Origin of the sequence: Zoogloea dura (assembly GCF_012927165.1) — a bacterium.
Classification (GTDB): Bacteria; Pseudomonadota; Gammaproteobacteria; order Burkholderiales; family Rhodocyclaceae; genus Zoogloea; species Zoogloea dura.
In genome coordinates this window covers 22,463-36,287 of sequence record NZ_JABBGA010000020.1, presented here as the reverse complement: position 1 = coordinate 36,287, position 13,825 = coordinate 22,463, and the positions used below count along the sequence as shown (strand labels likewise).

The window sequence follows — 13,825 nt, the reverse complement described above, 5'->3', positions numbered from 1 at the left end:
CATCAGCGCTCGTCGCTGATGAAGCGATAGGCCAGCGCGCCGAGGGCCGCACCGACAATCGGCGCCAGCCAGAACAGCCACAGCTGCTCAAGCGCCCAGCCGCCCGCAAAGATCGCCACGCCCGTGCTGCGCGCCGGATTGACCGAGGTATTGGTCACCGGAATGCTCACCAGGTGGATCAGCGTCAGGGCCAGGCCGATGGCGATCGGCGCAAAGCCGGCCGGCGCCCGCTTGTCGGTGGCCCCCAGGATGACGATCAGGAAGAACATGGTCATCACCACTTCGGTGACGAGGGCCGCCACCATGGAATAGCCGCCGGGGGAATGCAGGCCGAAGCCATTGGAAGCAAAGCCCTTGGTCACGTCAAAGCCCGGTGCGCCGCTGGCGATCACGTAGAGCACCGCCCCCGCTGCGATGGCGCCAAACACCTGGGCCACGATGTAGGGCAGCAGGCTCGATGCCGGAAAACGCCCACCCAGCCACAGACCGATGGACACCGCCGGATTGAGGTGGCAACCCGAGATGTGACCGATGGCGAAGGCCATGGTCAGCACCGTCAGGCCGAAGGCCAGGGACACGCCGTGCAGGCCGATACCCACCTGCGGAAATGCCGCGGCAAGCACTGCGCTGCCGCAGCCCCCCAGGACGAGCCAGAAAGTGCCGAGGAATTCGGCGCTGAATTTCTTCATGATGTTCTCCACGAAAGATGCTGGAACACTCTCCAGACAGGGCGCCGAGCCTACGCCAACACGCTGCCGGTCAGTTCATGCATTTTGCAAAACATCGTCACCCCGGCCGCAGCCTCCCTCCCTCACGCGCTGCTGATACGCCAACAGGGCGACAACAACGGTGCTGGGAAATCAACCCTCTGCCGCTGGCTGCACGCACATCGCGCCGGCTCCCTTACCCGGTCGATCCCCCACGTCATTCGTCCCGCCGGCCGGGCGCAGCGTAAATCCTTTTTCAATTCAATTCCTTGATTCCTTATTCGAAAAACAGCGCCGCTTATTCGGATCAATGAATTAAAAGAGGCACGAAACCTGCGATATCCGGGGCAAAGAGGGCGACTCTTCCGTCTCGCCCCGCATGGCCCTGCGCCGCGCCTTTTCGAGTCATTCAAATCCCATGAAGAAGAGCCATATCTGGACCTCCATTGCCCTGCTCGCGGCCGCCACCGCCGGCGGTGCGATTTATTACCGGGGCAGCCCCGCTCCCGAAGCCAAGGCCGCCGACAGCGCCCCCCGTGGCGACGCCTCCCAGCGCGGCAAGGGGGGCCGCCGCGACTTTGCCAACCGGCCGGTACCGGTACTCACCGCCGCCAGCCGCAGCGGCAACATCGATATCACGCTCAACGCCATCGGTACCGTCACGGCCCTCAACACCGTCACCATCCGGCCGCGGGTGGACGGCCAGCTCCAGCGTGTCATATTCCGTGACGGCCAGACCGTCAAGGCCGGCGACCTGCTCGCCGAGATCGACCCCCGCCCCTTCGCCGCCGCCCTCGAACAGGCCAGCGGCCAGCTCAAGCGCGACGAAGCCCTGCTGGCCAACGCCCGCCTCGACCTGGAGCGCTACAAGGGCCTGCTCGCCAAGGACTCCATCGCCCGCCAGCAGGTGGACGCCCAAGAGGCCCAGGTGCGCCAGCTGGAAGGTACGGTGCAGACCGACAAGGCCCTGGTGGACACCGCCCGCCTCAACCTCGGCTTCACCCGGGTCACCGCGCCGGTGCCCGGCACCCTCGGCCTGCGTCAGGTGGACGCCGGCAACATGGTGCGGGCGAGCGATGCCAGCGGCCTGGTGATCCTCACCCAGACGCGGCCGATCACCGTGCTGTTCTCAATCCCCGCCACCCACCTGCCGGCCATCCAGGCCCAGGCCGGCAAGGGCCTCGGCGTGGAGGCCTGGGACCGGGACGGGCGGCGGCGCCTGGCCGGCGGCCGCCTGATCAGCACCGACAACCTGATCGACACCAGCACCGGCACGGTGAAGCTCAAGGCCCAGTTCGACAACGCCGACGGCGCCCTCTTCCCCAACCAGTTCGTCAGCGCCCGCCTGCGCGTGGACTCGCGCCAGGACGCGGTCCTGGTGCCCTCCGCGGCGATCCTCAAGGGTGCCCAGGGCAGCTTCGTGTACGTCATCAACGAAAAGGACAAGACCGCCAGCATGCGCCCGGTGGTCCTCGGCCCGGCCACCAGCGACACGGTGGCGATCGAGTCCGGCCTGTCCTCCGGCGAGAAGATCGTCATCGAAGGGGTGGACCGCCTGCGCGACGGCGCCCAGGTCGAACTCGCCTCGCCCGAATCCCGCCAACGCGGCGAGGGACATGGCGGGCCGGGCGGGCCCAACGGTGAACGCCGCGAGCGCAAGAAGCCGGCATGAACCTCTCCCGCCCCTTCATCCTCCGGCCGGTCGCCACCTCCCTGCTGATGCTGGCCCTCCTGCTGGTGGGCCTGATCGCCATGCGCCTGCTGCCGGTCTCGGCCCTGCCCGAGGTCGAGTACCCCACCATCCAGATCGCCACCCGCTACCCCGGGGCCAGCCCCGAGGTCACCACCTCGGCCATCACTGCCCCGCTGGAGCGCCAGTTCGGCCAGATGCCCGGCCTCAAGCGCATGTCGTCCACCAGCGGCGAGGGCATCTCGGTGATCACCCTGCAGTTCGACCTGTCGCTGGCCATGGACGTGGCCGAGCAGCAGGTCCAGGCGGCCATCTCCACCGCCGGCAGCTTCCTGCCCCAGGATCTGCCGATGCCGCCGGTGTACAGCAAGATCAACCCGGCCGACGCGCCCATCCTGACCCTCGCGGTCAGCTCCTCCAGTCTGCCCCTGGCCCGCCTGGCCGACCTGGTGGATACCCGCGTCGCCATGAAGATCTCCCAGCTGCCGGGGGTCGGCCTGGTGACCATCGGCGGCGGCCTGCGCCCCGCCGTGCGCGTGCAGGTCAATCCCCAGGCCCTGGCCTCGGCCGGCCTCAGCCTGGAAGACGTGCGCACGGCCATCGCCAATGCCAACGTCAACATGGCCAAGGGCAGCTTCGATGGCCCGGTCAAGGCCACCACCCTGGACGCCAACGACCAGCTCAAGTCCGCCGAGGACTACCGCAAGCTCACCCTCGCCTGGCGCAACGGCGCGCCGATCCGCCTCGGCGACGTGGCCGCCACGGTCGAGGGGGTGGAGAACACCCGCCTCGCCGCCTGGGCCGACAAGAGCCCGGCGGTGATCATCAACATCCACCGCCAGCCTGGCGCCAATGTCATCGACACCGCCGACCGGGTGCGCGCCCTGCTGCCGCAGCTGGCCGACGACCTGCCCACCTCGGTGGACCTGCGCCTGCTCACCGACCGCACCACCTCCATCCGCGCCTCGGTGGCCGATGTGCAGTTCGAGCTGGTCCTGGCGGTGGCCCTGGTGGTGGGCGTGATCTTCCTGTTCCTGCGCAGCTTCACCGCCACCCTGATCCCGGCGGTGGCGGTGCCCCTGTCCCTGGTGGGCACCTTCGCGGTGATGTACGCCGCCGGCTTCAGCATCAACAACCTCACCCTGATGGCCCTCACCATCGCCACCGGCTTCGTGGTGGACGACGCCATCGTGATGATCGAGAACATCAGCCGCCACGTGGAAGACGGCGAGTCGCCCCTCAAGGCCGCCCTCAAGGGCGCCAAGCAGATCGGCTTCACCATCCTGTCCCTCACCGTGTCGCTGATCGCCGTGCTGATCCCGCTGATCTTCATGGGCGACGTGGTCGGCCGCCTGTTCCGCGAGTTCGCGATCACCCTGGCGGTGTCCATCCTGATCTCGGCGGTGGTGTCCCTGACCCTCACCCCGATGATGTCGGCGCGCCTGCTGCGCCCCACCGGCCAGCACCACGACCGCAACGGCGCCTTCTTCCAGGCCATCGTGGACCGCTACGCGGTGATGCTCGAGTGGGTGCTCGACCGCCAGGGCCTGACCCTGCTGGCCGCCTTCGGCACCCTGGCCCTCACCGTGCTGCTCTACCTGTTCATCCCCAAGGGCTTCTTCCCCGTGCAGGACACCGGGCTGATCCAGGCCATCTCGGACGCCCCCCAGGACATCTCCTTCCCGGCCATGGCCGAACGCCAGCAGACCCTCGCCGGCATCGTTCTGGAAGACCCGGCGGTGGACAGCCTGTCCTCCTTCATCGGGGTGGACGGCACCAACACCACCCTCAACAGCGGGCGCATGCTGATCAAGCTCAAGCCCAAGGAAGAACGCACCCTCAGCGCCGAAGAGGTGATCCGCCGCCTGCAGGAGCGCCTCGAACTGCGCCGGGTGGACACCCGCCTGTACATGCAGCCGGTGCAGGACCTCACCATCGAGGACCGGGCCAGCCGCACCCAGTACCAGTTCAGCGTGGAAGGGTCGAACGAGGTGCAACTGGCCCAGTGGGCCAGCCGCCTGACCGAAAAGCTGCGCAGCCTGCCCCAGCTGGCCGACGTGGCCAGCGACCTGCAGGATCAGGGGGCCATGGCCTACGTGGATATCGACCGGGACAGCGCCGGCCGGCTGGGGGTGACTCCGGCGGCCATCGACAACGCCCTCTACAGCGCCTTCGGCCAACGCCAGGTGTCCAACATCTTCACCCAGTCGGCCCTCTACCGGGTGGTGCTGGAGGTGGCCCCGGACTTCCAGCAGAGCCCCGCCGCGCTGGAGCACATCCACGTGCCCGCCGCCGGCGGACGCAGCGTGCCCCTGTCGTCGGTGGCGCGCATCAGCGAGCGCCGCACCATGCTGGCGATCAACCACATCGGCCAGTTCCCGGCGGTGACCCTGTCCTTCAACCTGGCCCCGGGCGTGGCCCTCGGCGATGCCGTGGCGGCGATCCGCAGCGCCGAGGCCGAGCTGGAAGTCCCCCGCGGCATCCGCAGCAGTTTCCAGGGGGCCGCGCTGGCCTTCCAGGCCTCCCTGGACAACACCCTGCTGCTGATCCTGGCCGCCGTGGTGACCATGTACATCGTGCTCGGGGTGCTCTACGAGAGCACCATCCACCCGGTCACCATCTTGTCCACCCTGCCCTCGGCCGGCGTCGGCGCCCTGCTGGCCCTGCTGGTGTCGGGCCATGAGCTGGGCATGATCGGCATCATCGGGATCATCCTGCTGATCGGCATCGTCAAGAAGAACGCCATCATGATGATCGACTTCGCCCTCGAGGCGGAGCGCGAGCAGGGCCGGACGCCCCGCGAGGCCATCTACGAAGCCTGCCTGCTGCGCTTCCGGCCGATCCTGATGACCACCCTGGCGGCCCTCCTCGGCGCCCTGCCGCTGATGCTCGGCGACGGCGTCGGCTCCGAGCTGCGCCAGCCCCTGGGCATCACCATGGTCGGCGGCCTGCTGGTCAGCCAGATCCTGACCATCTTCACCACCCCGGTGATCTACCTGGCCTTCGACCGCCTCGCCCGCCGCCTCAAAGGCGAAAAGGGGCAAAAAGGGCAAAACGCCCCGGCCGAAGCACTGGACACCGCACCGTGAACCTCTCCGCCATGTTCATCCGCCGGCCGGTGGCGACCTCGCTGCTGGCCCTCGCCATCGCCCTGGTCGGCCTGGTTGCCTACCGGCTGCAGCCGGTGGCGGCCCTGCCCCAGGTGGACTTCCCCACCCTCACCGTGTCGGCCAACCTGCCCGGTGCCAGCCCCGAAACCATGGCGGCCACCGTGGCCACGCCCCTGGAGCGGGCCCTCGGCACCATCGCCGGGGTCACCGAGCTGACCTCGTCGAGTTCCCTCGGCAACACCCGCATCACCCTGCAGCTGGACCTCGACCAGAACATCGAGACCGCCGCCAAGAGTGTGCAGGCCGCCATCAACGCGACCCGTGCCCAGCTGCCCAGCGGCATGTCCGGCAACCCCAGCTACCGCAAGATCAACCCCTCCGACGCGCCGGTGCTGATCCTGTCGATGACCTCCGACTCGGTCTCGCGGGCCGCCATGTACGACTTTGCGTCCACCGTGCTGGCCCAGCGCCTGGCCCAGGTGAAGGGCGTCGGTCAGGTGAACATGGGCGGCGGCTCCCTGCCCGCAGTGCGGGTCGAGGTGGATCCGAGCGGGCTGGCCGCGGCGGGCGTCGGCGTCGAGAGCCTGCGCCAGACCATCGATGCCGCCAACGTGACCCGCCCCAAGGGCAGCCTGGAGAACGGCGAGCGTCACTGGCAGCTGGGTGCCAGCGACCAGGCGACCAAGGCCGCCGACTACCTGCCCACCATCGTTTCCTGGAAGAGCGGCGCGGCCCTGCGCCTGGGCGATGTGGCGCGGGTCTTCGACGGCGAGCAGGACACCCGCAACATGGGCCTCGCCAACGGCAAGCCGGCGGTCATCCTGCTGATCAACCGCCAGCCCGACGCCAACGTGATCGAGACCGTCGAGCGGGCCCTGGCCATCCTGCCGCAACTGCGCGCCGAGCTGCCCCCTGGGGTCAGGCTCGAGGTGGTGGCCGACCGCACCGTGACCATCCGCGCCTCCCTGCGCGAGGTCCAGCACACCCTGCTGCTGTCCATCGGGCTGGTGATCATGGTGGTCTTCCTGTTCCTGCGCAACGCCCGGGCGGCGCTGATCCCCAGCGTGGCGGTGCCGGTGTCCCTGCTCGGCACCTTCGCGGTGATGTACCTGTGCGGCTACTCCCTCAACAACATCTCGCTGATGGCCCTGGTCATCGTCACCGGCTTCGTGGTGGATGACGCGGTGGTGGTGCTGGAGAACATTTCGCGCCACATCGAGGCCGGCATGACGCCCTTCGATGCGGCCCTGCGGGGTGCGCGCGAGGTGGGCTTCACGGTGCTCTCCATGAGCCTCTCGCTGATCGCCGTGTTCATCCCCATCCTGCTGATGGGCGGCGTGGTCGGGCGGCTGTTCCGCGAATTCGCGGTAACCCTCTCTGCGGCCATCCTGGTGTCCCTGGTGGTGTCCCTGACCCTCACCCCGATGATGTGCGCGCGCCTCCTCAAGCCCCACGCGCCGAAGCCCGCCGGCACCCGCCCGGCCCTGGCCGCGCGCCTTCAGGATGCCCTGCTGGGCGGCTACGGGCGCTCCCTGGCGGTGGTGCTGCGCCATCCGTGGATCACCCTGGCGCTGCTCTTCGCCACCATCGGCTTCAATGTGTATCTCTACGGCATCGTGCCGAAGGGCTTCTTCCCGCAGCAGGACACCGGCCGCATCATGGGTTTCATCGATGCCGACCAGCGCACGTCCTTCCAGTCGATGCAGGGCAAGCTGAGCCGCTTCGTGTCCATCGTGGAGCAGGACCCGGCGGTGGACAACGTGGTCGGCTACGCCGGCGGTGCCGGTGGCGGCGGCCCGCGGGGCGGCAGCGGCGGGATGATGTTCGTGACCCTCAAGCCCCTGGCCGAACGTGACGTGACCGCCGACCAGGTGATCGGCCGCCTGCGCGGCAAGCTGTCCCGCGAGCCGGGGGCCAGCCTGTTCCTGGTGGCGGCCCAGGACATCCGCATCGGCGGGCGGATGTCCGGCGCCCAATACGAATTCACCCTCCAGTCCGACTCCCTGCAGGCGTTGCGCCAGTGGGAACCACGCATCCGCGAGGCCATGCGCAAGCTGCCCCAGCTGGAGGACGTCAGCTCCGACCGCCAGGACAAGGGCGAGCAGACCTACCTGGAGGTGGACCGGGATGCCCTGGCCCGCCTGGGCCTCAACCAGCGCCTGGTGAATGCCACCCTCAACGACCTCTTCGGGCAGCGCCTGGTGTCCACCATCTACGGCCCCCTCAACCAGTACCGGGTGGTGCTCGAGGCGGAGCAGCGCTACCTGCAGAGCCCCGAGATCCTCAACGACCTGTTCGTGGTCGGGCCCGATGGCAACCGGGTGCCGCTGGCCGCCTTCTCGCACTGGCAGGCCGGCACCATGCCGCTGGCGGTGAATCACCAGGGCGGCAGCGTGGCGAGCACCATCTCCTTCAACCTGCCGGTCGGCGTATCCCTCTCCGAAGCCACCGAGGTCGTCCGCCAGGAGATGGCCCGCATCGGCGTGCCCAACTCGGTGCATGGCAGCTTCGAAGGCAACGCCAAGGCCTTCCAGGCCTCCCTGAAGAGCCAGCCGCTGCTGATCCTGGCCGCCATCGTGGCGGTGTACCTGATCCTCGGCATGCTCTACGAGAACCTCACCCACCCGATCACCATCCTGTCCACCCTGCCCTCGGCGGGCGTCGGGGCCATCCTGGCCCTGCTCGCCTTCAAGACCGAGTTCGGGGTGATCTCGCTGATCGGCGTGATCCTGCTCATCGGCATCGTCAAGAAGAACGCCATCATGATGATCGACTTCGCCATCACCGCCGAGCGGGACCGGGGGCTGTCGCCCCGGGATGCCATCTTCGAGGCCTGCCTGCTGCGCTTCCGCCCGATCATGATGACCACCCTGGCGGCCCTCTTCGGCGCCCTGCCCCTGGCCTTCGGGGTGGGTGACGGCGCCGAGCTGCGCCAGCCGCTGGGCATCACCATCGTCGGCGGCCTGATCCTCAGCCAGATCCTCACCCTCTACACCACCCCGGTGGTCTACCTCCAGCTCGACCGCCTGCGCCTGGCCCTGCGCCGCCTCCTTGGCCGCCAGGCTCCGGCCCCAGCAACGCATCCATGAACCGTACCGCCCTTCCCGCAATGACACTCCGCCTGCCCCTGCTGGCCGCCGCCCTGCTCCTCGCCGGCTGCGCCGTCGGCCCCGACTACCGCCGCCCCGATGCCCCTGTCCCCGCCCAGTTCCGTGCGGCGGACGGCTGGAAGCTCGCCGGGCCCGCCGATGCTCCCATCGCCAAGGCCTGGTGGAAGCACTTCAACGACCCGCAACTGGATCAGCTGGTGGAGCAGGTGGACCTCTCCAATCAGAGCATCCGCATCGCCGAGGCCCGCTATCGCCAGGCCACCGCCCTGCTCGATGCCGCCCAGGCCCAGGCCCTGCCGACCCTCAATGCCGCCGCTGGGGTGACGCGCAGCCAGGGCGTCAGCACCACCACCACCGGCGGCACCACGGCTGCTGTAGGCGCGCCGATCCGCAACACCAGCCGGCTGAGCCTCACCGCCAGCTGGGAGCCCGACCTGTGGGGACGCATCGCCCGCGGCAGCGAAGCCGCCGGCGCCAGCGCCGCGGCGGTGGCCGCCGACCTGCGGGCGGCCCGCCTGTCGGCCCGCGCGGCGGTCAGCCAGGCCTACCTGCAGCTGCGCGTCAACGATGCCCAGCACGCCCTGCTCGAACGCACCGTGGCGGCCTACACCCGCTCCGCCGAGATCACCCGCCATCGCTTCGATGCCGGCGTGGCCGCGCGGGCCGACGTGACCCAGGCCCAGGCCCAGCTGAAGACCGCCCAGGCCCAGCTGATCGACCTGGGGATCCAGCGTCGTCAGCTTGAGCACGCCATCGCCGTGCTCACCGGCAAGGCCCCGGCAGAGCTCAGCCTGGCCCCGTCGAGCAGCCTGCCGGAGCTGCCCCGGGTACCCGGGCTGCTGCCCTCCACCCTGCTCGAGCGCCGCCCCGACGTCGGCGCCGCCGAACGCCGGGTGGCCGCCGCCAACGCCCAGATCGGCGTGGCCCAGGCCGCCTTCTTCCCGACCCTCACCCTCGGCGCCACCGGCGGCACCCAGAGCAGCGCCCTGGCCCGCGTGCTGTCACTGCCCAACAGCTTCTGGTCCCTCGGCCCCAACCTGGCCCTCGCCCTGTTCGACGGCGGCGCGCGCAGCGCCCGCAAGGACCAGGCCGTGGCCGCCTGGGACGAGAGCGTGGCCAGCTACCGGCAGACGGTACTCACCGCCTTCCAGGAAGTGGAGGACAATCTCGCCGCCCTGCAGATCCTCGATGCCGAGGCCCGGGCCCAGGCCGAGGCCCTCGCCGCCGCCACCGAATCCCTCGAACTGGTCAACAATCAGTACCTCGCGGGAACCGTCAGCTACCTCAACGTGACCAACGCGCAAACCGTGGCCCTCAATGCCGAACGCGCCCGCCTCGACATCATGGTCCGCCGCCTGACCGGCAGCGTGGCGCTGTTCAAGGCCATCGGCGGAGATCAGCCATGACGGCGCGCCATCCCCTGTCCATGAATCCCCTTTCAGCTCCAGGAGCCACCATGCAACGCCAACGGGTCTGGGATCTTCCCATCCGCCTCTTCCACTGGCTGCTCGTCGCCAGCATCGTCTTCGCCTACGTGTCCGGCCAGCTCGGCGGCAACCTCATCGACTGGCACGCCCGCGCCGGCTTCCTGATCCTCGGCCTGGTGGTGTTCCGCATCGTGTGGGGCCTGGTCGGCACGCCCACCGCCCGCTTCACCACCTTCGTGCGCGGCCCGGCCGCCATCGCCGCCTACCTGCGCGGCGAATGGCGCGGCATCGGCCACAACCCGCTGGGCGCCCTGTCGGTGCTGGGCCTGCTCGCCCTGGTCGGCGCCCAGGCCGCCACCGGGCTGTTCACCAACGACGACATCGCCTTCCAGGGCCCCTTTGCCGACTGGATCGGCAAAGACCTCTCCGACCGCTTCCACAGCTGGCATGCCTGGCTGCAGAACGGCCTGCTGGCGCTGGTGGCGGTGCACGTGGCGGCGATCGTCTTCTACGCCCGCGTCAAGAAGGAGAACCTGGTCAAGCCGATGATCACCGGCTGGACCGAGGCCACCCCGTCCAGCCCCGCCGCCTCCGGCCAGCGGCGTGGCGGCGGCCTGGTGGCCTTCATCGTCTCGGTGCTGATCGCCGGCGCCGCCACCTGGGCCGCGGCCGGCGGACTGCTGCCGCCCCCGCCGCCCGCTGCCGCCCAGCCGGCGGCCGCCTCACCGGGCTGGTAAGAGAACTTAGTGCCACGCCGGGAAGTCCCAGACAACATCCTCCCGGCCACCCGCCCCCATACCCCACAGGAACATCGCCCATGAAGAAGCGCCTGCTCGGAGCCCTGCTGGCCATCGCCCTCGGCACCACCGCCCACGCCGATGCCCCGCGCCTCGCCCCGACCGTCGAACAAGCCCAGGCCGCCTACCTCGGCTCGATGTTCCTGAGCCGCTACCACTACGCCGTACGGCCCCTCGACGACGCCCTCTCCAGCGAGATCTTCGACCGCTACCTGAAGAGCCTCGACCCGGAACGGTTGTACTTCACCCAGGCCGACATCGACGGCTTTGCCGACCTGCGCACGCGCCTCGACGACGCCATCCTGCAGAGCGACCTGCAGGCTCCCTTCGCCCTCTTCCAGCGCTTCGACGAGCGGGTGGCCGAGCGCTTCGCCGACGCCCGCAAGCTGTTGCAGCAGGATTTCGACTTCAGCGTGGCCGAGAGCTACCCCCTCGACCGCAGCAAGGCCCCCTGGCCCAAGGACGACGACGAGGCCCGCGACCTGTGGCGCAAGCGGGTCAAGAACGACTGGCTGCGCCTCAAGCTGGCCGGCAAGGACAGCCAGGCGATCCGCGACACCCTCTCGAAGCGCTACGACAACGCCCTCGCGCGCAGCCGGCGGACCCGCAGCGACGATGTTTTCCAGACCTTCATGAACGCCTACGCGGGCTCCATCGAACCCCACACCAGCTACCTGGGACGCGGCGCCGCCGACTCCTTCGACATCTCCATGCGCCTCTCGCTGGTCGGCATCGGTGCCGTCCTGCAGGAGCGTGACGAATACATCACCATCCGCGAGCTGAGCCCCGGCGGCCCCGCCGCGCGCTCCGGCAAGCTGGCCGCGGGCGACCGCATCGTCGGTGTCGGTCAGGGCGACGGCAGCCCGGTGGTCGACGTGGTCGGCGCCCGGGTGGACGAAGTGGTCAAGATGATCCGCGGCACCAAGGACACCCGCGTCGTGCTCGACATCCTGCCCGCCGGCAGCGGCCCCGACGCCCAGCACAAGAACGTCACCCTGGTGCGCGACAAAATCAAGCTCGAGGAGCAGGCCGCCCGCAAGTCGGTGATCCCCGGCAGCGCCGGCAAGCGCATCGGCGTGATCACCCTGCCCGCCTTCTACGAAGACTTCGAGGGCCGTCGCCGCGGCGACAAGGACTTCCGCAGCGCCAGCCGCGACGTGGCCCGGCTGGCCGAGGAACTGAAGAAGGAAGGCGTCAGCGGGCTGATCCTCGACCTGCGCAACAACGGCGGCGGTTCCCTGCGCGAGGCGGTGGAGCTGACCGGCCTGTTCATCGACACCGGCCCGGTCGTGCAGCAGCGCGGCGCCGACGGCAAGATCGCCGTCGAAAGCGACCTCAAGGCCGGCGTGGTATGGAACGGCCCCCTCGCCGTGATGATCAACCGCGGTTCGGCCTCGGCCTCCGAGATCCTCGCCGCCGCCCTGCAGGACTACGGCCGCGCCCTGATCATCGGCGAGCCCAGTTTCGGCAAGGGCACCGTGCAGACCCTGGTGGACCTGGACCGGGTGGCCAACAACGAAAAGCCCGTGCTTGGCGAGATCAAGATGACCATCGCCCAGTTCTTCCGGGTCAATGGCGGCACCACCCAGCTCAAGGGCGTCACCCCCGACATCCGCTTCCCCTCCGCCTTCGAGGCCGACGAGTTCGGCGAGACCGGCTTCGACAACGCCCTGCCCTGGCGCGAGATCACCCCGGCGTCGTATCAACCCGCCGGCACCCTGCAGGACATCCTGCCCGAACTGCAGCGCCGCCACGAAGCCCGCAGCAAGGATGACAAGTCCTTCCGCGAACTCCAGGAGGACGTCGCCGAGGTCATCCGCATCAAGGAGATGCGCAGCCTGTCCCTGGTCGAGGCCGAGCGCAAGCAGGAGAAGGAAGCCCGCGAAGCCCGCCTCAAGGCCCGCAACGGCAAGGACGCCGAAGCCCTGCGCGACGACGGCCTGCAATCCGGCGAGCGCAGCCTCAAGGCCGAACTCGCCTCCGAAAAGGCCTTCAAGGACCGCAAGGACTTCCTCCTCGAAGAAACCGCGCGCATCGTCGCCGATGCTGCGGTGCTGGCCCCCACACCGGCAGCGACGCCGACCCCGGCTTCACAGTCGGTGGCCAAGGCGAGGTAGGCAGGCCGCCGCCCTGGGCGGCAGAAGACTCAGCGGCCCCCCAATGGGCTCCCGTGGCTAAGCAAAAAAAAGCCTCACGATCACCGTGAGGCTTTCCTCCAGGCTTGCTTCAACTACGGGCCCTGGATAGGCCCGCAAAGCTCAGGCCTCGACCCTTATTGACGGCGGCGCATCGCGCCGAAACCAGCCAATCCGAGCATCATGGCCATGATGATCGTGCCCCACTGGTTCAGGGTCGGAACAGGCGTAGCCGGCGCGTCGAAACACACGACACCGATCACACCACCCGACCCGGTCTTTACGACGTCCAGCGAGGACACGGTTGCAGGTGCAGAGTTGGTGAACGAGATCGAGCCTTCACCTGCAGCCTGAGCTGCCAAGCCAGTGACCTGATTGGAGACCAGGCTCAGGCGGCCAGGACTGCTCGGCGGCGTGAGGGTGGTGTCGATATCGCCGGCCACCAGGGTGTAACTCGCGCCATTGAGGTTGAATCCGACTTGGTCAAAGTCATTTACATCAACAACCTTGACACTCAACTGCGACGCGGGGACAGCCGGACTGAAGGCGAACGAACAAGTGCTGACCGCGCTCACAATAAAACCGTTCGAGACACCGCTGATGGTGCCCCCAAAATCGCTACAAGTGCCCGAGCGCGTTACCGTCACCGAGCCGAAGCTTCCGGAACCACCCACACACATCTGCGCTGCATGCGCCGACGAAGTCGCCACGACGATGAAACCCAGGGCTGCGCCCCACTTCTTCAGACTTTGCATTTCTCCCCCAAACAAGTTCAACAATAAATCGTTACCAATCGTAATATCTAGCGGTGCACTTTGGATAGTTTTTTTTGAAAACCAGCCACTTCAC

8 protein-coding genes are annotated in these 13,825 nt (G+C 68.6%); 6 read left to right on the top strand and 2 right to left on the bottom strand.

Annotated features, from left to right (window positions below):
* Positions 1-2: 2 nt before the first annotated feature.
* A complete protein-coding gene (aqpZ, locus tag HHL15_RS19470; protein WP_169147477.1) occupies positions 3-689 on the bottom strand; it encodes an aquaporin Z in 687 nt (228 codons plus the stop codon).
* A 436-nt stretch (positions 690-1,125) separates the two neighbouring features.
* Between aqpZ and HHL15_RS19465 the strand changes: the two genes are divergently transcribed.
* The 6 genes from HHL15_RS19465 to HHL15_RS19440 all read left to right on the top strand — a co-directional run bounded on the left by HHL15_RS19465 (position 1,126) and on the right by HHL15_RS19440 (position 12,958).
* Positions 1,126-2,379, top strand: a complete 1,254-nt coding sequence (locus HHL15_RS19465; protein WP_169147476.1) for an MdtA/MuxA family multidrug efflux RND transporter periplasmic adaptor subunit — start codon at positions 1,126-1,128, stop codon at positions 2,377-2,379.
* Positions 2,376-5,486, top strand: coding sequence for an MdtB/MuxB family multidrug efflux RND transporter permease subunit (locus HHL15_RS19460; protein WP_169147475.1), 3,111 nt, complete (start codon positions 2,376-2,378; stop codon positions 5,484-5,486). The genes HHL15_RS19465 and HHL15_RS19460 overlap by 4 nt, the downstream gene beginning before the upstream one ends.
* Positions 5,483-8,596, top strand: coding sequence for a multidrug efflux RND transporter permease subunit (locus HHL15_RS19455; RefSeq protein ID WP_169147474.1), 3,114 nt, complete (start codon positions 5,483-5,485; stop codon positions 8,594-8,596). The genes HHL15_RS19460 and HHL15_RS19455 overlap by 4 nt, the downstream gene beginning before the upstream one ends.
* Positions 8,593-10,023 (top strand): efflux transporter outer membrane subunit, encoded by a 1,431-nt coding sequence (locus tag HHL15_RS19450; protein ID WP_169147473.1) that lies wholly within the window; start codon positions 8,593-8,595, stop codon positions 10,021-10,023. The genes HHL15_RS19455 and HHL15_RS19450 overlap by 4 nt, the downstream gene beginning before the upstream one ends.
* A gap of 50 nt (positions 10,024-10,073) precedes the next feature.
* Positions 10,074-10,781 carry a cytochrome b/b6 domain-containing protein gene (locus tag HHL15_RS19445; RefSeq protein WP_169147472.1) on the top strand — a complete coding sequence of 236 codons (708 nt, stop codon included), beginning with the start codon at positions 10,074-10,076 and terminating at the stop codon, positions 10,779-10,781.
* Positions 10,782-10,861: 80 nt separating this feature from the next.
* Positions 10,862-12,958 (top strand): carboxy terminal-processing peptidase, encoded by a 2,097-nt coding sequence (locus HHL15_RS19440; RefSeq protein WP_169147471.1) that lies wholly within the window; start codon positions 10,862-10,864, stop codon positions 12,956-12,958.
* Positions 12,959-13,113: 155 nt separating this feature from the next.
* Here HHL15_RS19440 and HHL15_RS19435 read toward each other — a convergent pair whose 3' ends face one another.
* Entirely contained in the window at positions 13,114-13,731 is a 618-nt protein-coding gene (locus HHL15_RS19435) for an IPTL-CTERM sorting domain-containing protein (protein ID WP_169147470.1), read from the bottom strand.
* Between the last annotated feature and the right edge of the window lie 94 nt (positions 13,732-13,825).